This is a genomic window from Blautia sp. Marseille-P3201T (genome assembly GCF_900120295.1).
Classification (GTDB): Bacteria; Bacillota; Clostridia; order Lachnospirales; family Lachnospiraceae; genus Blautia.
In genome coordinates, this window is the sequence record NZ_LT635468.1 from 48,888 (window position 1) to 68,228 (window position 19,341).

The window sequence follows — 19,341 nt, forward strand, 5'->3', positions numbered from 1 at the left end:
CCTTTTCTAAATATTTTCTTATTTTCTGCTATTACGGGGATCTAAATAATCCCTTACAGTATCTCCCAAAAGATTAAAAATAACTACAATAATAAAAATCGCAATTCCCGGTCCGATGATTACCCAAGGATAGGTTTGCAGCATGCTTCTTCCACCGCTCATCATATTCCCCAGTTCGGCAACCGGAGGCTGTGCTCCCAATCCCAAAAAGGATAATCCTGCCAGCTCCATCAGCATTGTTCCGATATCCAGCATAGCCGTAACTAAAATCGGTCCTATACAATTCGGCAGAATATGCTTCACTATCACCTGTATGGAATTATTTCCGGCAAGCTTTGCGGCAGCAATATAATTGACGCTCTTTTGTGCCAGCGTCTGACTTCTGGCAATTCTGGCATATTTAGGCCAACTGATAACTGCCAATGCCAATACCGCATTATGTAACCCTCCGTTTAATAATGCTGCAATGGCAAGTGCAAAAACCAAACCCGGAAATGCCAGACATACATCGGAAATACGCATGATTACGGAGTCCCAAATACCTCCATAATAACCGCATAAGACGCCTACCGCAGTTCCAATCACCGTGATAATCACCACCAGAGAAAGCGTTGCCAAAACACTTGTCTGAAGCCCTACAAGAATACGTGAAAACATATCCCTGCCAAACCTGTCTGTTCCGGCAGGATGTGCCGCACTTGGCGGGCGCAATGACATGGCAGTATCCTGTGCATTTGGATCATAGGGGCAAAGCTGCTGTGCAAAAATAGCAACCAAAAGCAACGCCAGCGCTAAAATCAGGAAAATAATCAATCTGGTTTTCGTATGATTTTTCTTAATCTTCTGTTTTCGAACAGATGGCACTCTATTCTCTACGCTCATGCTTTTTCACCTCCTAATCGAATTCTTGGATCCAGAACACGGTAGGAAAGGTCTGTGATTAAATTCACACATACATAAATAATTGCCATCCACATAACATACGCCTGTATCATGGGATAATCCCTCATATTGATAGCATCTACCGCCAATTTACCTACTCCGTCCCACAGGAAAATGGACTCCACAATAGCTGTACCGCCCAGCAAGCTTCCGATAGAAAGAGTCAGTAAAGTAAGAATTGTCACTAAGCAGGCTCTTAAAACACTTTTCCACAAGGTAACCGAGAAGCGCACGCCCCTTGCTTTTGCGCCAATTACATAATCCTTGCTCAGTTCATCTAAAACCGCAGCCCTCACCTGTCGAAGGTACTTCGCAGACATGGCAATAGCAAGTGTAAAGCTGGGCAGCGCAACACTTTTTATGCTTACTTCCGTAGCGATAACCGGAAAAACCTTCATACGGATTGCAAAAAAATACATAAGCAGCAACGCCACAAAAAAGTTCGGCATACTGTTGCCTATGAAACTGCAAACACGAATAAGGTAATCTGTAAAACGATTTTGCTTTACAGCAGCCAATACTCCCAAAGGAACAGAAATAATTATAGTAAGCAAAATGGAAACCACTGTAAGCAGTAAGGTTGCCGGAAGCTTAGAAATAAAGGTTGGGAAAACTTCTTTCCCTGATATGTAGCTGGTTCCCATATCTCCCTTCAATAAATTTCCAAGCCATACAAAATACTGTGTTAAAAATGGTTTATCCAAGCCTAATTCCGCCCTTGCCTTATCCATTACTTCTTCTGAAACCACCATACCTGTATTTTCCATCTTTTGCATTACTGCGTCACTTCCTGCAAGACGCATCATCCCAAAGGATAAGAAAGTGATTACCAGCAAAATAGGAATTAGCTGTAACAGTCGTTTGACTACATATTTTTTCATTCTACTCTCCTTTCCGCACATAAATCATAAAAAGAGGATCCGGATTGTAAAATTCATCTTTCTCTATATAAATTCTCTGGCTCACATGAAAATCAATCTTCAATTCTGCCGCCCCCAGTTTGCCAAGAGTTCCTACATCCCATGCAGGACGCTGATAAGAACTGATGGGAAGCTGTCTCTTAATTTCCTCACACTCCTGCAAAAGTTCAAATCCCAACTGGTTATGCGCATGATTTTGAGGTAACTGAGAAGTATCAGAGCAATCACTTATTCCATAATTGGCATCAAAATTCAAAAGACAGCCGCCTTTTTTCAAAACTCGCAGCCATTCACTGTATGCCCTTTCTGCATCCGGCAATGTCCATGTAAGGTTTCTGGAAATGACCATGTCAAAAGCTTCATCTGCAAATTCTAAATTTTCTGCATCCATAACCTGAAATGTGCAATCTGCCTTTTCCTCTTCTGCCAATTCCTTTGCTCTTGTTATCATATCCGCTGTCAAATCCACACCGATAACCTCGTGTCCCTGCTGCGCCATTAAAATAGTAAAAAATCCTGAACCACAGCCTACATCAAGAATTTTCAATTTTTTCTCTGGAACATATTGCAAAATTTCCTTCAGCCATCTTTGGGCTATATCATCGTGCAATTCTGCACGCCTTTGTTCCTGAAAACTGTCGCTTCTCTTTGTCCAATATTCTGTAATTTTCTGCTTTCTGTCATCAGACTCTTTGGAGATTTTTCCATAAGCAATCATAGGACCGCCTTCTTTTACCTGTAAGCTTCCTGTCTGATACAGAATAACTCCGTCATATTCTGCCCTGCTGACTTCCAGAACTCTGCCTTCATAATCCTTGACTACACCAAGCACTTCTCCCTGCCGTATCATTTCTCCCGGCTTTTTATAGGGATACCACATTCCCATTTTTGTGGCTGCCTGATAGCTGACATCTGTCACTTCAAGAGGGTAATAATTTCTATAATCCTTCTGTCCCAAATATACCCCCAGACAGCACAGAATATTTCTGACATCTCTTCTGGTAGAATGGGCTTCTTCCTTTGTCCATCCTCCCATCTGTCCTCTCTCAATTAAAACAGACGGTATACCCAGACAAGCGGCATAATTATAACATCCTCCCATTGCTACGCCAGAGCGTACCATGTATGGCACATCTGCCTGCTCTGCCATTTTCCTTGAAATTTCTACTACATCCGGTTCTGCTATACCTGCATAATAAATGTATGGCGTTAATTGTTCATAGCTGTCCCCGCTATGTAAATCAATATAAAAGTCCGCACAAGGAAACAGTTCTTTTTCTATGGCATACGCTAATCGTTCCATTTGGCTTCCTGTTTCTTTCCCCGGAAATACTCTGTTTAAGTTCACGCCATCTTCAAATCCTTCACTGCCGCTGCGCATTTCAAATGCCTGTCGATTGACTACCTTTATAATTACAACCGTACCGACGATTTTCTCAATTTTCAAATGCTCTGCCAGTTCTATGGAAGATTGTATTCCCACATATTCCGCTCCATGAATACCGGCTGTAATCAGCACGGTCTTTCCTGACTTTTCACCGTTTAAAACGGTTATCGGCAGTTCAAATTCGCCATTTCCGATTAAAATATAACCACTTTTCTTTTCGCCCGTCTCTACCTGAAAATCCCCGAGGCAAAACGTTTTGTTTCTCTCCATATATTTGTATCTCTCCCTATTTTACAGCAACAATCATAAATCCCGGTGTTGACGCATAGTTAATTTTCTCCTCTGCATTCCACACACGTTCTCCTACGGTAGTATCTGCGGAAACCATTTTAAAACCACATTCTAGCAAAACAGCTAAATCCCACTGAGGACGTTTTACTTTTCCCATAGGCAGGCATCTGGAGATATCCTCCATCATATCGCCCTCCTCATAAGCGCCATGGTCTTCTACACCTGCTTTTACCGTATTTAAGCGGTCCTGCTGATATTCCTTTTCCTTCTCTTCATCAAACAGATAAGAATACCAATTTGCATCAAAATTCAAAAGTATTCCGTTTGGTTTTAAAACTCGCTTCCATTCTTTATACGCCTCTGCCGGCTTTGGTAAATTCCATGTCAGATTTCTGGTTACGATTACATCAAACGTATTATCTTCAAAGTCCAGCTTCTGTGCATCCATACAAAGGAACTCTATACTATCCGCCAACTCCCCTGCATTATGCTTTGCTTCTTCCAACATTCCTTCGGAGCTGTCAACAGCCGTCATCTGATATCCTCTTTTTGATAAAATAATAGAATAAAAGCCCGGACCTGTTCCAATATCTAAAATTTTCATCTTACTGCAAGCTTCTCCCTTGGGAAAATAGGAAATCAGTTCATTCGCCCATATATCTTCCCAGCCATCCGCCAGATTTTTCTTAATTACATCTGTATAAGATGATGCACGCCTTGTCCAATATGCTTCAATAGATGGCTGCAATTCATTTTCATGGTATATCATTTCATTCATATCAATCTCTTTCCCATATTCTATATATGTAAATTCATGTATATTTTCGTCATTCAGTATACAATAAACTAAAAAACTGTATAAGCCCCCTAGGGGGATATTGCAAACAAGAATTCTACTTTGCAGAATTCTCCGCCTGCGGTGGGTTGCTTCAGCAACATGATACCTATCTGCCGCAGTGCACTCCTTGCGGAGCAGTTTTTATTTCATAGGACACAATTTCCTATAAAATAAAAAAGCTGTTATATTAAGCAGTACCAAAATCTGAATATTGCTTAATACAACAGCTTCTTCTATAATACAATTCCTGTTAATTCAATGAGAATTCCCCAGAAAACACTGACTCCGTAAAGCAAAGCCGCAATCTGTAAATTTTCTTTCACATTTCTGTTGCTCTTAAACAACACCAAAATTCCCACGCCTGCCCCGGCAAGTAAGCCCGCTATCAGCTGTCCCACTCCCAGAATACCGCCTAAATACATCTGGGTAATAATCACAGACGCAGCACAGTTTGGTATCATTCCGATAAGCGCTGCCAGAAATACTCCTATAATCGGCTGGCGACTTATCAGCCCTCCAATTCTGTCTGCTCCGATACTTTCCACACAAAATCCAATGGCTGCGGAAACCAGAAAAATAAACAGTACAATCTGCAAAGTATGCCAAAGAGCTGATTTTAAAATACTTCCCTGTTCACAGTGACAGTGCTCACTTTCACACAAGTCATGAATATCCTTTTCATGATGGTCGTGATGATTATGAGGACTCTTCTCATATTTTCTCCACAAAAAATCAATACTGAAGCCGGACACAATACCAATTCCTACCTTCATGGCAAGCACCTTAAATATCACACTCAGACTGACTGCCTCTGATATAAAAATCGGAAGCATTTCATCGGATGTGGAAAGAAAAATTGCCAAAAGTGTTCCTACTGATATTACACCGCCTGCATAAAAGCCTGAGGCTGCCGCCGAAAATCCGCACTGGGGAAAAGCCCCCAGAACACCGCCCATAAAAGGTCCGAATTTCCCGGCTTTTTTAATCATACTTTTGGATTTTTCTTTTGTTTTATGTTCAAGGTACTCCATTAAGAAATACGTAAGAAACAAAAAAGGAATTAGCTTTACCGTATCCAGTAAGGCATCTACTAATACATCCACAATCATGGTAAAAACTCCTTATTCTAAAACTTTAACCACAGAGTTTGAATTTACCACAAATTCTGTGAAAATACAACCCTACCTTTACTCCAGCATAATTTTAATAATTTCTTCATTGGTTCCCTTCATTCCGTCTTTGCCTAATCTACCTACACTTTTTAAGGTATCTTCAATGCCTTTCTTTACAATTCCGTCACCGCCGTAGAACTGCTGTCCCTGCATATACATATTATAGCCTAAAATTCCCGCTTCAACGGCAAAGGCAATTTTTCCGGCACAGGAAGCCTTTGCGCCGTCACAAATAATGCCCGATACAATCGCCAAGGCATTTACCACTGTATGAATAACCGCTTCATAATCTCCCCCTGACAAATAAGCAATGCCTGCTCCTGCCGCCGCTCCTGCATTTACAGCGCCACAATAGGCAGACAGTCTTCCAATGGGGGTTCTCTGATGAATAGCCGTTAAATTAGACAGCGCCAGCGCACGATATAACTGCTCCTCTGTGCTTTTTAATTCCTTTGCATAAGTAATTACAGGAACAGAAACCGTAATTCCCTGATTTCCACTTCCTGAGTTAATAATAACCGGCAATTCGCAGCCATTCATTCTGGCATCGGAACCTGCTGCTGCCATAGCTGCTGCTCTGGATTTCAGACTGTTGGCATCGCTGGAAAGAATAACCTTCCCGATATTTGCACCATAATCGGACTGCAAGCCCTCCTCTGCAATCGCCATATTATAGGCAATCTGTCTGTCCAAAAGTTCTTTAATGTCAGCTAAATCCACATGATTAACATAATCCCAGATATCCTTCATATTCAACAGCTCGTACTTTGCTGTGTCAGACGGCATGTCATTCAAACAGTCGGAGCTTTTCAAAATTCGGTGATTATGTTCCACCAAAACTACATTTGTATGAGAATTAATAATATGTACCTTTGCATAATCCTCACCTTTATACAGAGTAATTACAATATCAAAAATAAAGCCTTCGTCAAGATGCTCAACAATGATTTCCTTCTCCTGCATAAATTTCTCAATATTTTTTATATCCTCTTTTGAAACGTCTGCAATAACTTCCAACTCTTTATCCGGATTTCCTGCTACAATTCCTGCGGAAACCGCTGCCGGAATACCCTTCAAATGCCCTGTATTCGGCACAATTACAGACTTTACGTTTTTAATAATACTTCCGCTTGTCTGCACCAAAACTTTGTCCGGAAGGTCATTTAATTCCCTTCTCGCAATAGATGCCGCATACGCTAAAGCAATAGGCTCTGTGCAGCCCATTGCAGCCATCAGCTCCTCTTTTAAAATTTCTGTATATGCGCTATAAATTTCCTTCTTCTGTTCCATATTCTGCTTCCTTTGTTTTGATTTCTGTTTTTTACTATTCTACCATGATTTTCTCTAACTGACTATTGAGTTCTTCATAAAATCTGCCAATATGAAGCCCATCCACCAAAGCGTGGTTGCAAAGCACGGATACCGGAAGAACAATCCGCCCGTCCTTTTGGGAATATTTCCCCCATGTAATTCTGGGATTACTGTCTGCCGGTGTAGGAACCGGCTGGGTCAGAGATGTATAGGACACCCACGGCAAGGTAGAAATAAAGAAAAATTCTCTCGCTTCTTCTTCATCTTCTTCAATACCATGTCCCTTTTTTGCTTCCTCCTGTTTCTGAACGGCATAAGGCAAATAATCCTGAAATCCCATATCCGAATTAAGTGTACAGTAACAGTAGCTTCCGTCTTCCAATGCTACCGTATGTGAAGTTCTGCAATTATCGTACTCTATAATTTGGTGATTTACTATTCGCTGTCTGAATTCCTTTATCTGATTTGCCGCCCTTGCTGCACAATAGCAAAAGGTAAGAAAAAATGGCAGCTCTTTTTCTTTTATATAAGAAAGAAAAGAAGTAATATCCACTTCTGACGTTACTCCCACGTAAGGATACATCATACTGTCAAAATATGAAAAATGACTTTTTCTGGGGTACTTTTCCATATCAATAAAATGAAAACTCATTTGTACTGTCTCCTCCCTTTAGTCTATAACCTCTTCCTCATAATGCAGAATTTCCTTAGTAACAGCATCTACTTCCACGTCAATTTCTTTATTGCCGTCACGAATTTCAATTTCATATCGAATACTTCCGTCATCTCTGTCCAGCTCGCATCTTACTACACTGCCTGCTCCGCTGCGTGCCAGTGCAGCTTCCTTTGCCTCATCTTCTGTAATAAGTTCCTCGCTGCTTTGCGGCTGAGAGTTCTCCTGTGAAGGTCCCTCTGACGGCTGGCTTCTTAATCGGTTATCTTCCAATTCACTTTTTAAAACCTCACCTGTATTTCCATCGATTTCTACCTCACATCGGTTTGGTCCGTTATCGATAGTAAATTCGTATACTACTCTGCCGTCATCTTTGTCTGTATTAGACTGTATAATATCTCCCTGAAATTCTTTTAATGCTGCCTCTTTTGCTTCTTCCATTGAAATTTTTGCTTCTTTTGTTCCACATCCGCCCAGCAGCATTACTGCAAGTAAACCCAATGCTAATTTTTTCATCTGCTTTCCTCCTGGTCTTCCCTAAAATTTTTCTATTATAACTATTGTACCCATTAGACGCTTTTCCATGACCGGTTTATGCTGTTTTCTCTTTCTAAATTCAACAGATATCTTTTTGCCTCCACACCACAGGCAAAGCCTGAGATGTCTCCGTTCTTACGAATAACTCTGTGGCAGGGAACAACAATCATAATGGGATTTCTGCCATTTGCCTGTCCGATTGCCCGCACTGCTTTCTGGTTTCCTATTGCAACGGCAATATCCTCATAACTTCTTGTTTCTCCATAAGGAATTTTCTGTAATTCTCTCCACACTGCCTTTTGGAATTCAGTGCCTTGCCCATTTACCGGCAATTCAAAAGCTTTGCGTTTTCCTGCAAAATATTCGTTCAGCTGCCGATAAGCCTCGTACAGAAAATCCGAATGACGCTCAAGGCTTTGACCATTCAAACTTCCTCCATCCTGATTGTTTAAATATAAACGTGTAAGCTGATTGTTCTGCTCACAAATGGTTAAACGTCCAATAGGACTTTGAAAGGTATAACTGTTTTCCATATTAACACCTCCGGTCATTTTCATAGAGTATCTTTTATTCTTTTCGACTGTCTAAAATCTCTTTTATCGTCTCTTCGCTTTCTTCCAATTCCTCCGCAATCTCAGTTATGGTTTTTCCTTTTCTTAGCTTTTTCTCTGCAAGTTTCCAAAGCATATCACGCTTTCCTGCTTTTCTTCCTTCTTCCCAAGCCTCTTCCCGCTCTTGCTTTATATGCCTTTCCTGATCATATTCAAATATGCTCATATTCTTTGCCTCCGCTCGATTTTTTTCCAGAAATTCTTTGAGAATTCCTTCCTGAATACACTCCTCTATGGCTCTCTCAACTGCTTCTTCCAGTTCCATCGTTTCTGTATATTCCCGCACTCTTGCCGTATATTCTGCATATTCCCACAGAGTATGGCTCATCTCCATCAGTTCCTTATTATGTCCGCTATTTACATTCAGCATTACTGCTTCCAATTCTAAACTACATTCCTCGTTTATGGTATACAAATCAGATAATTTCAATATCTGCCTGTCCGGCTGCTCGTCCTTCCCATTATAAAAAATCACAAAACGTGGCGGTGGCAGCTCTATGGCTTTTGTTCCATATAAATTAGCGTCTTTCGTCATAGACGAATATAGTGCGGAAATATAAAGCAGAAATCGAAGAGGTAAATTTGGACTGTATGTAGACTGATGCTCATATAGAGATAGTCTGGCATCTATAAGAAAAGAAATATCATTCCTTATAGCCATATAGATAGCATTCTCCAATGTATTAATCTCCAACATTTCCGGATTAGTATAATGTTTACCGCTAACTGCATTATAAAGCTCCAATAAATGCTCCTTGTCTTCAAACAGCATAGCAAAGATAGTCGCTTTGTATGTTCTGTTCGGAATACTGTTTAATGTTTTCATAAAATCACTGCCTCCTTTTTGTATTTGCAGGAGACTTTCTGAAATCACTTATTCCTAATCATTTCTGATATGTCTGTATTATCCTTTACAGCACATGCTTAAAATCTCTCTGCACTTTTCCTTTTTACTGTGAATAAAAGCATTGAGATTTTCCTTGATATGCTGTTAGATTTTCAGACACGGTTTGATACCGCAACAGATATATTAGACTATCGAAAATATAATGCTTTGGAAGTATTGTAGCACATTATAGCAGGAATTTCCACAGACTTTTTCAACTTCTCTTATTTTATACAATCTCTAAATTTTTAGAGCCAAAATAGAACCACACTCCCATTTTTTACAAATCGGCTTGTGGTTCTATTTTTATGTTCGCAATTCCTTTTCCCCATTTTCTCTTTCATTTCACCTTTTTCTCCCCAACAGAAAAACCCCGGAAACCTTACGGTTCCGGGGTATCTTACGCTTGGACACAATGTATCTTTCGATACTCTATATTTTATTCTAATTAACTAAGGTAGTTCTTTTCGCCCTGCTCAAAGAACGGCTTTCTCACTAAATTCGTGCTATGCACTCATTAAGTGTTCAATGCCTACTCGATGATAGAAGCAACACGACCTGATCCTACAGTACGTCCACCTTCACGATATCAGACTGGCGTATTGCGGTGTGCAAATGATGATTTTTCGTGTGATTTGTGGGGGAAAGTCCGGATTTTCCACTGTATCCGTGTGGTTTTTGGGGATTTTGTTATCATGGTGTTATCACTGACTTATCTTTTATAAACGACAATTCCCTTATTATTAAATTTTCTTATTCCATCCCTTTCTTGCTGGAAAACTCTTACTTCATTAAAATTATCTCTTCCTCCAAGTTTAAAAGCACTGCTGGCAATATTCTTTGTATTTAATGGATTAGTTGTGGCATAAACATTTACTTTTTTTATATTATTATTTAAGCTCCTGACTTCATTAACAACGCACCTTACTAATTCAGGACTATCATATCTGTTAACATCATTAGTATTATTACGCGATATTAATAATGTCGGTATATTTTTCTTTATTTCCGGTAATTGGCTCAATGAAAGAGGATATGTATCAGAAATCATTACATTCACTTCATCTGTTTCATGCGAAAAATTTGATTTACTTACTGAAATGGTATCATTTTCTTTTTTATCAAACTCTCCGCAATTATATTTATCGAACGTATCATTCAGCACCAGTTTAAATTGCATATATATCGGCACCTGAATAAGGTTACATTCCGAGTACCCCAATATCTTTGAACATATCCGATACCACCCATATCTGTACTGTTTATAATAGTTTCCTCTATTAAACATATATGTTTTATTCCACTTTCTAATTATAAACAATACTACTATTAAAAAGAAAACACCAATTGCCCAATCTCCACCTTTCCAGGCAAAGTAAAAAATATAATCACATATTTTTTGTGACGCTTCCAGCTTAGGCGGGGTCTTTATTAACTCTGTAATTTTAAATATTCTCGGAGCAAAGAACACACCAACAAGCAACAGAAGTTGTAATATTGGTCTGATATTATTTTTTATCCTTTCATAAATTGATTTCATTCCATTTTACCTCACATATTTTTTTCGGGCAAAGCTTTCCTTTTTGCATTCTCCATATGCTGAATGCTTTACATCCGGCAATGATATGATATTGTACCCCTTTAGGATCTTCTTTACCAATACGTTTCCAATTTTTTAAATCTATAATTGAATAATGTGGTATATCTTCCGGATGTGTATGCCATTCCCCCCAATATGCATACACACCATTATTTTCATTATACAATTTTTCAAAATATTTTAAATGCCCTTCATCTTTTCTGGTATATCTGGTTCTGGTACATATATCATTTTTTAATGGTTTAGATATATACTCAAGAATTATATTTTCATTATTCAGATTTTCCCGTCCGACTATAATTCCACCTTTCTCTGGATCATAATCATTCTTCTGGATCTGACTATATATTTCTTCCAATATTTGATCGCATATCTTTATTTTTCTGTTTTTACTTTCCGTTACAATCATTACATACACCACAATTAATATTTACAAATTGCTTACCAGTCAATATTTTAATCTGTTCCTGTTGTCGCAAATATCGGCCAGATGTTTCCAGATTATGTTTTTCCAGATAGTCACTATCTCCTTTTAAAGATATCAGTAAATTGTCATCGAGGTTTTCTTCAAAAATATTTTTGACCATCTTTAAACAAAGTAACATTGTTTTTAGTGAAACCAAATTTCCATATGGCACGTAAGTCTTTCCACACCCTCCCGCACTTTCCGTTATAATCTGTCCCCTCATGCAGTACGATGTTTTGTCATATAGTTCTCCTGTTTCTTCATCCCGGTCAAAAAAACACTCATAACATCCACAATTTCCATATTTTATATATGCAGCATGATTTCCAATACCATATACTTCATTCCACAAATAAACAACCGGCACTTTGATTTTGTTATTTTGTATCCATGAATTAATCCAACGATTTAAATTATGATTTCCTGCCGCTGAGATAATCAGATTATAGTCTTCAAAATTAATATCTTCTTCTGTAATTGCATCTTCAATTCTTTCCGCCAACGTCGTTATCTTTACTTCCGGAATATTTTTTTGTATATATGTGTTCAAAGCTTCGCACTTGTAACGATTAACATATTCCATTCCCAACACATGCCTGAATATATTTTCTTCCGTCAACTTCTCATAATCAACAATAGTAAGATCCTCATATCCTGCTTTTGCGAGCTCGCATATAACATGTCCACCAATCGAACCGCAGCCTATTATAAGTATTCTGTTTTTATAGTTTTCGCTGTCCTGTTCTGTTACACGCTTCATCAAAAACTTTTTATCAGCTCTTTCCATAAGCAACGGCTGCAGTTCTTCTACTTTTTCCAGAGAAGTCTCTTTTAACATGCCACCTTTTATATACATTCCTACAAGATGTGTCTGTCCTGATGGCTGATGAATTTCAAACACAACAATTCTATCTTGTCGAGAACGTGGCATAATTGAAGCAAGTTCTCCCTCCGGCACAAAATGTAAAAGAGCATTCAAATAATCTATCGACAGTTTTTTTCTTATGTCCGGTGGAAAAATATATTTTTCAGAATATATTACAAAATATGCTATATTCATGACCGGCGTTTTTTCCAGATTCCAACGTTTTAAACTTTCAACATTTTCTCCAATATAAATCGGTGCTTTTTTGCATCTCTTTATATACTCTATCTGTTTTTCTTTTTTCCTTTTGGAACTTTTTTTAATGCCCCCTTTTACGATACGATTTTTTCTATCTGTTTCCACTGCCAAATGTGCAATTCTGCAATCTTTCAGTTGAGCCCAGTATAATTCAAATTCATTTATAAAATCGTTTTTATTTTCTCCAGAAAAACCTTGTTTTAAAATTGTCTGTGCACGCAATAATGATTGCATCATAATTCCAAGTAAATTCTGATCTATCAAAATACCTTCCGTTTCAAACAAACACAGTTTTCCTTTATTATCTATATGCGGCATATAAACAAGTTCATTATAATCTGCAACATATATATCCACTAAATCTCTATACCATTTTTCCGGAACTGCTATATATACAACAAACGATTCTCTTTCATTTATTACCAGTTCTCCCTGCAAAACTGTCTGATAGACATTTTCAAATAATTTAGCCTCTTTTATAATGCTTACATTTTTTATAACATCACTTTCCTGTAAGATTCGTTTGAGTTCTTCTGGTGAAAACATCTTAATCTACTCCTGATGCACTTGTTGAAGGTATAAAATTCATTTGTTTTTTGGCTGCATTTTTCTTTTCCGGAATCGGGAAATCATCTCCAAAAATTTTACTCAGCATCTTACACTGTTCCACTTCATCTGTTTCACTTTTTACAGCTTCCAGATCATCAACCAAATCATCAATCTTTTCTTTAAAATCTGTCATATAATTATCTGACATCTTTCTGAAGAGATTAACATCGGATTCAAAGTTCAATGAAGAAGGCAAATTGTATTCTATAGTATATATTAATCGTCCATTTTCATTCACTTCTTTAAACACAAACAGCTTTTGAATTTCTTTTGCAAAACTAATCACAGCCTGTAAATCATCATAACAATATTTTTCTTCTATATAATCATATTTTTTTGAAGCTTCAAAATGATCTACAGCAATTAACGTAATTGCTATGCTTGGTGGTTCTGCATTTCCCGAACTACTGAATTTCTTATTTTTCCAACGTTTTATATATCTTACTACTCTGCGAAATTGTTCGCGATCTTCTTTGTTATCATCACCTTTATATTTATCATTAACATATTCTACAAGCCCGACCGGATCAGATTTCTCCCAGCATGTTTCTTCTGAATCCCTGTTTTTTCCACGTGCAAGATATAACTGACTGTCAGAATCATCTTTGTCTTCATAAACGTAAGTAACTAAATCCACATGATATGCAGCTTCGCCATCTTTCTTGTATGTTACTGTCACACATGGTTTTTTTATTTTTGCGCCGTACTCAGTATGATTTTTTAACAGATCTCTTATTTTCTCTTTCAGGTCCATTGGTTCATAATCATCACGATTAACATGAAAACGTAAACCTACATCTATATCATATTCTTTATCCAGTGGTTCAACCCCCAGATGCATACTATAACTTCCCTGATTGTACTCATCAAATGCAGGCATATCGTCATCATTTCTTAATATACCTAATAAAATATCTCTTTTTTCTTTCAGTTCACTTTTAACGTCATAATCCATTTTTATTACTTTGTTAAATTCTTTAAAATATGTCTGCAAACTCATTTTCCGCGCTCCTTCCTTAGCACTCTCTTTTGTTGAGTGCTGATAATTATCAGTATATCATTCTTTTCCGATTAAAACAAGTTACACTAATCACTGAATTTTTTTTTCAAATCTCCAAGCTATATTGTTCATTCTGCAAATAATCCTCCAGTTGATGCAATTTATCTTCTCGGAATTCTTCATCTTTTTTCATTTTCTTTATTGTGCATTCCCACACAATTACTACTTTGACTTTTTTACGCATCAATTCTTTTCGAACATATTCATCCCTCTTTATATTTGCGTCAAACTTTTTCTGCCAGAATTCTACCCTTGATTTTGGCATGTAAGCATATTTGCATCCCTCGTGCCTGTGCCAGAAACACCCATGTACAAAAATTGCTGTATTGTATTTTCTCATGTATATATCCGGATGCCCCGGCACACTTTTTGAATTCACGCCATATCTGTAACCTCTGGCAAACAATAATTTTCTCAGATATATTTCCGGCTTCGTATTCTTGGAATGTATCGCTGCCATATTTTTGCTACGTTCTTCTGGACTCTTGATGTCCATATTATCCCTCGATTTCCTGTATATACTTCACAAAACGTGCAATGGTCCAGATTCTGTCCCGTCTGTCTTTCGGATAAGATACAATATATGGTTCCGGAACTACTAATACTACATTTTCAGCCTGCATCTCATCCATCTGTGCTCCTGAGATTCCCTGTTGTAACGTACAAAGATATTTGGGTGAATCTTTTAATCTGTTCGCCTCATTCAAGACCTGTCTCCAACGATCTTTACATGTAGTTTTAGCTGCAAGCGTTACCAGTTTCTGAATATCAAAACTGCTGTTATGGTATGCCTCTCCTGAAGGAAATATAAAATCTGGTTTCTTGTTTCCTTCTGTCACCGCCTGAGCTGAATACTGAATGGCATTTCCATCAAATATCGCAGCAAGATGATGTTCAAGACTTTTTCCTGCTCTGCTCTTTCTTCTGTTCAAGACCATATTTGCAACTTTTACAAATTCATCCACATCTGAAAATCCCTTAGTTATAATGTCTCCATATCTTGCATACTCCAGAGCACGAAACAGCGTATACTCCATATTAGTCCAGTCAATTATTTTCCTGTCCGGATTTGTCTGTATATATTCAATATGATCATAAGCTCTGTCCTGTATATATCTTGCAGTAGCTGACATTTCTTCTGACGTTGGAAAATCCACCTCAAGATTTGCTATAAATTCCTGAATTGCTATTTGTTCCTGTGCTTCTGCCCGGACATTTTCAACATTTATCAAACTGTTTGTTTCTGTCGGACTGATGCCAAACGCATTAAGAAATTCCTCAATTTCCTCTTCTGTATCCAAGAAATATCCACTGTAGTTTTCTTCTGCCTGTTTTGTAAAAACAAACAACGAACCTGTCTGATTTATATGCAGGAACGGAAATCCTCGTCCAAATCTTGTTATTCTAAGTTCGTTTTTACTTGCATAATAAGTAAAACAGCTTTCCGTTTCAAAATCATTCTGCCATTTTATTTTTACAGTCCTTTTAGGTATTCCCTCCTGTTCAAGCTGTTCTCTGGAGAACAACATTTCCATCGCAGTTTTTGAAATCAGGATTCCCGACTGATGAGCACCGGTCGCACCTGTATCATTTGCCGAAAGAAATTTGCAAAAGCTTTTTTCACTGTTTAACACTGATGTTATCGCAATTTCCGCATAGCCTACTGACATTTAAATCACCTTCCTCTGTATATCCTGTTCTTTCTCATTATCCATTGTTTCAATGTTGTTAACTATCAGTTTTGCAACTTCTCCCATTAATGGAACGACTACAGAGTTTCCAAATTGCTTATATGCCTGTGTATCCGAAACAGGAATCTTAAATGTATCCGGGAATCCCTGCAATCTTGCACATTCTCTCGGAGTCAACCTTCTCGGATTCTTTCCTTCCTGTGCAATAAGCACTTCCGATCCATCTTTGTAATACCTAGCACTCAATGTCCGGGACACTCCATCCAAAGGTGCTATTCCATATCCAAACCCATTACCGGCTGCCCGATGCTTTGCTGCGTAATTCTGCAGATATGTCCACAATTTATCAGACAATGTGTATTTATCTGCAACCTCTTCATCAAGAATATCTCTCATAACAGGTTTTGGAACATGTGGTGTAAGATTAAACTCAAAATCAATTTTATCTCCATAGCGTTCTCTGTCAAATCCTACAATTAATATTCTCTCTCTGTGCTGAGGAACATAATTCTGTCCATCCAGAACTTTATAGAAAATTTCATAGTCCAACTCTTCCAGTGACTCTCTGATTACCTGAAAAGTTCTTCCTTTATCATGGCTGCATAAATTTTTAACATTTTCAAGCATAAATGCTTTTGGTCTTTTTTCTTTCAATATCCTGCAGACATCAAAAAACAATGTGCCCTGTGTTTTATCCTCAAATCCAGTAGCTCTTCCCATACTGTTTTTCTTTGATACCCCGGCTATTGAAAAAGGCTGACACGGAAATCCGGCAACCAGAATGTCATGATCCGGAATATCTGCAGCATTAACTTTTGTAATATCCCCTTCCGGCTGTTCTCCAAAATTTGCAAAATAGGTCTGCTGACTGTATTTGTTCCATTCACTCGAATAAACACATTGACCGCCGGCCCGGTCAAATGCAATACGCATACCACCAATCCCGGCAAAAAGATCAATAAATGTAAATTTTTTCTCTTTTCCTGTATTCTTCTTCTTTTTTACATCACTCATATAATATGCTACTGCTTCTCTAACACAGTCCTGCATACTCAGTTCATTCTTTTCTGAATAAGAATTCAATTCATTATATAACTCATCGTCTACTCTTATATGTACCTGTCTCATTCTCATCACTCCTGGGAATATATTTATACCTGTTTTTTCCCTATTATACTCTAATGCAATTTAAAAAGCAAGCGAAAATACGAACATACTTTCGTTTGCTTTTTCCCTTTTATTGATTATCCACTACTATGAATATATAATTTTCATAACACTTTCTTCTGCAATATTCTTAATATTATTCATCCTCCTCACCCATTCCATCTGTTTCTGCCTCTTTAGTTCTTCCGTCACTCCCCACTGTTCAGCCATCTGTTCTACCAACATCTCAACTTTTTCTCTTACTTCTTTATCAACCTGATTCAGATGTTCCGTCAATTTCCCGGTCAGTACCAAATACTGATACCTTGCACTCCGGTGCTCCTTCAGAAACTGTTTTCGCATTATTCCATACTTCCCATATGTAGGTTCTTCCTCATTGATTTCCAAATCTGGCAGATAATAATCTCCATGCAGTGTGTAGTTCAGTCCGTTCTTTTCATCATAAATCTGTTTCTTCATATTCTTACAACTCCATTCCTCTGTACTTTGCTTTATTCTTCTTAATTTTTGCATTGTGTTCTTCACTTCGTTCTCTTGCCCATTGTATACGGTCACCTATTTTTTTCGGCATCTGCTCTTTCTGTTTTTTCGCTTCAAATTCCGTCTGCATCCGGATATCGTCCTGCACCAGTCGTTCTACCATATCTTTCCCCAACATGCGTAAAAGTCGGTTATACCTGTCTGCAATTCCCTGCAGTATTTCTTTCTCACCAGACAATTTCTGATAATCTTTCTGAACTTCTGCCAGTTCCTTTTTTGTTTTTTCATGCTCTTGCTTTTTCTTCTGAAACTTACTTTTCCAACTATCTCTTTCTCTTGTGAGTTCTTTCACCAGTGCAGCCATCGCACCGATTTTGTTTTTCATTTCAATGAATAATGGTTTTATTTTCTTATCCCGGTAAGTTACCGCACGTTCCAATGCTGTAGCTTCCGGAAGAAATGTTTTAATCATTCCATACTCTTTTATTTCCTTGCTGACATTATCCATCACCGGTTGCAGGAATTCTCTTCTGTCCTCCAGTTTTTTCAATTCTGTTTCTGCTTTCTTCGCACGTTTTTCCGCTGTTTCTTTATCTTTCTGGAACTGAATTTTTTCTTCTTCCAGCAGCTTAATGTCTGCTCTTGCTTCTGCAACCTGAGAAGTCAGTCCCTTATTCTCCACTGTCAGATTTTTTTTTCCTGCTCCAGTTCCTGCACTTCCTTTTTGCGTTCTTTTTTCTTGAAATTGTAAACATCCAGATGTTCTTCATGTGTGCCTTTCTGTTCCCACTCAATTCCATGCTGTTTTGCAATTTCAGCCAGCACTTCCTTTTCATGATTTATCCACTGATTCAGTTCTGTATCATGCTTATTTCCACCTTGAAATCCAAGACTTTTCAATGCCTGCTTCAGTGAAACTCTGGTATCCATTCCTTTTCCCTTCCAGTTAGTCACATAAGGAACAAAGTCAATATGCAGATGCGGAGTAGCTTCGTCCTGATGCAGATAGCAGCTAAATACCCGAAGTGTCGGATTCCGTTTCTGGAAGTCTTTCACATATTCGTCCAGTACCTTTACAGCCAGATTTCCTTCTAACGTTCCCACTGCCATATCCTCACGATTACCAATCTGGAATATTACTTCATGGAACAGCTTCTCCTGTTTGCCCTGTCGGATTTTTTCATAATAATTTGCAATTTGCCGGTCCTTTCTTTTCCCGACATTGTATCTCTCCGTAGCATCGTCAAATAGTTCCTTATAAACTTCTTTCAGATTTTCATTCTGGTAACAAATATTCAATTGTACTCTGTCCGGATCTACATTCTCTGCTACAAAATCCCGTCTGTTATGAGCCAGTGAACCGGCTCCGATCATGCCACTGATTGTCCGTTTCATCATAAATTTTTTCACCTCTTTTCTGTTTGAGTGCCAGATATGGCACATAATTTTTATTTACGCCAGACATGGCGATATTTAAGAAACTTTCGCCGGATACGGCGGTTTTGTTACTTTTGTCAAAAGTAACGCAAAAGCACTTTCGACAGCCGTACCGTCCATCAAAAGTCCCCTTGCGCCCT

The 19,341-nt window shown here is 38.2% G+C and carries 20 protein-coding genes; all 20 read right to left on the reverse strand.

The annotated features are described in order from the left end of the window. Positions 1 to 18: 18 nt before the first annotated feature. The 20 genes from nikC to BQ7352_RS14725 all read right to left on the reverse strand — a co-directional run bounded on the left by nikC (position 19) and on the right by BQ7352_RS14725 (position 19,162). Positions 19 to 882 carry a nickel transporter permease gene (gene nikC, locus BQ7352_RS03275; RefSeq protein WP_072446946.1) on the reverse strand — a complete coding sequence of 288 codons (864 nt, stop codon included), beginning with the start codon at positions 880 to 882 and terminating at the stop codon, positions 19 to 21. Next, positions 879 to 1,823 (reverse strand): nickel ABC transporter permease, encoded by a 945-nt coding sequence (gene nikB / locus BQ7352_RS03280; RefSeq protein ID WP_072446947.1) that lies wholly within the window; start codon positions 1,821 to 1,823, stop codon positions 879 to 881. The genes nikC and nikB overlap by 4 nt, the downstream gene beginning before the upstream one ends. A 1-nt stretch (position 1,824) precedes the next feature. Then, entirely contained in the window at positions 1,825 to 3,519 is a 1,695-nt protein-coding gene (locus BQ7352_RS03285) for a M14 family metallopeptidase (RefSeq protein ID WP_072446948.1), read from the reverse strand. A gap of 16 nt (positions 3,520 to 3,535) precedes the next feature. Further along, the gene (locus BQ7352_RS03290) at positions 3,536 to 4,318 is read right to left on the reverse strand and encodes a class I SAM-dependent methyltransferase (RefSeq protein WP_083429837.1); all 783 of its coding nucleotides are present in this window, start codon (positions 4,316 to 4,318) and stop codon (positions 3,536 to 3,538) included. 293 nt (positions 4,319 to 4,611) lie between these two features. Next, complete coding sequence (locus BQ7352_RS03295) at positions 4,612 to 5,487, reverse strand: putative manganese transporter (protein WP_072446950.1); 876 nt, start codon at positions 5,485 to 5,487, stop codon at positions 4,612 to 4,614. A gap of 78 nt (positions 5,488 to 5,565) precedes the next feature. After that, complete coding sequence (locus BQ7352_RS03300) at positions 5,566 to 6,840, reverse strand: L-cysteine desulfidase family protein (protein ID WP_072446952.1); 1,275 nt, start codon at positions 6,838 to 6,840, stop codon at positions 5,566 to 5,568. 34 nt (positions 6,841 to 6,874) lie between these two features. Beyond that, on the reverse strand, positions 6,875 to 7,513 hold the full coding sequence (locus BQ7352_RS03305; protein WP_072446955.1) for a CatA-like O-acetyltransferase: 639 nt from the start codon (positions 7,511 to 7,513) through the stop codon (positions 6,875 to 6,877). Between the two features lie 18 nt (positions 7,514 to 7,531). Continuing rightward, positions 7,532 to 8,050, reverse strand: a complete 519-nt coding sequence (locus tag BQ7352_RS03310; RefSeq protein ID WP_072446958.1) for a PepSY domain-containing protein — start codon at positions 8,048 to 8,050, stop codon at positions 7,532 to 7,534. A gap of 53 nt (positions 8,051 to 8,103) precedes the next feature. Then, positions 8,104 to 8,604, reverse strand: a complete 501-nt coding sequence (locus BQ7352_RS03315; protein ID WP_072446961.1) for a methylated-DNA--[protein]-cysteine S-methyltransferase — start codon at positions 8,602 to 8,604, stop codon at positions 8,104 to 8,106. A 34-nt stretch (positions 8,605 to 8,638) separates the two neighbouring features. Beyond that, positions 8,639 to 9,508: an RpnC/YadD family protein gene (locus BQ7352_RS03320; RefSeq protein ID WP_072446963.1), complete on the reverse strand. Its 870-nt coding sequence runs from the start codon at positions 9,506 to 9,508 to the stop codon at positions 8,639 to 8,641. Between the two features lie 772 nt (positions 9,509 to 10,280). Continuing rightward, complete coding sequence (locus tag BQ7352_RS03325; RefSeq protein ID WP_072446966.1) at positions 10,281 to 11,108, reverse strand: hypothetical protein; 828 nt, start codon at positions 11,106 to 11,108, stop codon at positions 10,281 to 10,283. Next, the gene (locus BQ7352_RS03330) at positions 11,092 to 11,526 is read right to left on the reverse strand and encodes a Mov34/MPN/PAD-1 family protein (RefSeq protein ID WP_159430626.1); all 435 of its coding nucleotides are present in this window, start codon (positions 11,524 to 11,526) and stop codon (positions 11,092 to 11,094) included. Before BQ7352_RS03330 ends, BQ7352_RS03325 begins: the two co-directional genes overlap by 17 nt. A 31-nt stretch (positions 11,527 to 11,557) precedes the next feature. After that, positions 11,558 to 13,303, reverse strand: coding sequence for a ThiF family adenylyltransferase (locus BQ7352_RS03335; protein ID WP_072446970.1), 1,746 nt, complete (start codon positions 13,301 to 13,303; stop codon positions 11,558 to 11,560). 1 nt (position 13,304) lies between these two features. Further along, entirely contained in the window at positions 13,305 to 14,366 is a 1,062-nt protein-coding gene (locus BQ7352_RS03340) for a nucleotidyltransferase domain-containing protein (protein WP_072446972.1), read from the reverse strand. 106 nt (positions 14,367 to 14,472) lie between these two features. Next, positions 14,473 to 14,922, reverse strand: a complete 450-nt coding sequence (locus BQ7352_RS03345) for a very short patch repair endonuclease (protein WP_072446974.1) — start codon at positions 14,920 to 14,922, stop codon at positions 14,473 to 14,475. 1 nt (position 14,923) lies between these two features. Further along, a complete protein-coding gene (locus tag BQ7352_RS03350) occupies positions 14,924 to 16,096 on the reverse strand; it encodes a type II restriction endonuclease (RefSeq protein WP_072446976.1) in 1,173 nt (390 codons plus the stop codon). Next, the gene (gene dcm / locus BQ7352_RS03355) at positions 16,097 to 17,245 is read right to left on the reverse strand and encodes a DNA (cytosine-5-)-methyltransferase (protein ID WP_072446978.1); all 1,149 of its coding nucleotides are present in this window, start codon (positions 17,243 to 17,245) and stop codon (positions 16,097 to 16,099) included. A 126-nt stretch (positions 17,246 to 17,371) separates the two neighbouring features. Next, positions 17,372 to 17,743, reverse strand: coding sequence for a TnpV protein (locus BQ7352_RS03360; protein ID WP_072446980.1), 372 nt, complete (start codon positions 17,741 to 17,743; stop codon positions 17,372 to 17,374). Between the two features lie 4 nt (positions 17,744 to 17,747). Beyond that, positions 17,748 to 18,446: a hypothetical protein gene (locus tag BQ7352_RS14720; protein WP_242948512.1), complete on the reverse strand. Its 699-nt coding sequence runs from the start codon at positions 18,444 to 18,446 to the stop codon at positions 17,748 to 17,750. Positions 18,447 to 18,448: 2 nt separating this feature from the next. Next, the gene (locus tag BQ7352_RS14725) at positions 18,449 to 19,162 is read right to left on the reverse strand and encodes a plasmid recombination protein (RefSeq protein ID WP_242948513.1); all 714 of its coding nucleotides are present in this window, start codon (positions 19,160 to 19,162) and stop codon (positions 18,449 to 18,451) included. Between the last annotated feature and the right edge of the window lie 179 nt (positions 19,163 to 19,341).

Coding starts and splice junctions, on each gene's coding strand:
- nikC (WP_072446946.1), bottom strand. CDS start 882: ATGAGCGTAGAGAATAGAGTGCCATCTGTTCGAAAACAGAAGATTAAG.
- nikB (WP_072446947.1), bottom strand. CDS start 1,823: ATGAAAAAATATGTAGTCAAACGACTGTTACAGCTAATTCCTATTTTG.
- BQ7352_RS03285 (WP_072446948.1), bottom strand. CDS start 3,519: ATGGAGAGAAACAAAACGTTTTGCCTCGGGGATTTTCAGGTAGAGACG.
- BQ7352_RS03290 (WP_083429837.1), bottom strand. CDS start 4,318: ATGAATGAAATGATATACCATGAAAATGAATTGCAGCCATCTATTGAA.
- BQ7352_RS03295 (WP_072446950.1), bottom strand. CDS start 5,487: ATGATTGTGGATGTATTAGTAGATGCCTTACTGGATACGGTAAAGCTA.
- BQ7352_RS03300 (WP_072446952.1), bottom strand. CDS start 6,840: ATGGAACAGAAGAAGGAAATTTATAGCGCATATACAGAAATTTTAAAA.
- BQ7352_RS03305 (WP_072446955.1), bottom strand. CDS start 7,513: ATGAGTTTTCATTTTATTGATATGGAAAAGTACCCCAGAAAAAGTCAT.
- BQ7352_RS03310 (WP_072446958.1), bottom strand. CDS start 8,050: ATGAAAAAATTAGCATTGGGTTTACTTGCAGTAATGCTGCTGGGCGGA.
- BQ7352_RS03315 (WP_072446961.1), bottom strand. CDS start 8,604: ATGGAAAACAGTTATACCTTTCAAAGTCCTATTGGACGTTTAACCATT.
- BQ7352_RS03320 (WP_072446963.1), bottom strand. CDS start 9,508: ATGAAAACATTAAACAGTATTCCGAACAGAACATACAAAGCGACTATC.
- BQ7352_RS03325 (WP_072446966.1), bottom strand. CDS start 11,108: ATGAAATCAATTTATGAAAGGATAAAAAATAATATCAGACCAATATTA.
- BQ7352_RS03335 (WP_072446970.1), bottom strand. CDS start 13,303: ATGTTTTCACCAGAAGAACTCAAACGAATCTTACAGGAAAGTGATGTT.
- BQ7352_RS03340 (WP_072446972.1), bottom strand. CDS start 14,366: ATGAGTTTGCAGACATATTTTAAAGAATTTAACAAAGTAATAAAAATG.
- BQ7352_RS03345 (WP_072446974.1), bottom strand. CDS start 14,922: ATGGACATCAAGAGTCCAGAAGAACGTAGCAAAAATATGGCAGCGATA.
- BQ7352_RS03350 (WP_072446976.1), bottom strand. CDS start 16,096: ATGTCAGTAGGCTATGCGGAAATTGCGATAACATCAGTGTTAAACAGT.
- dcm (WP_072446978.1), bottom strand. CDS start 17,245: ATGAGACAGGTACATATAAGAGTAGACGATGAGTTATATAATGAATTG.
- BQ7352_RS03360 (WP_072446980.1), bottom strand. CDS start 17,743: ATGAAGAAACAGATTTATGATGAAAAGAACGGACTGAACTACACACTG.
- BQ7352_RS14725 (WP_242948513.1), bottom strand. CDS start 19,162: ATGATGAAACGGACAATCAGTGGCATGATCGGAGCCGGTTCACTGGCT.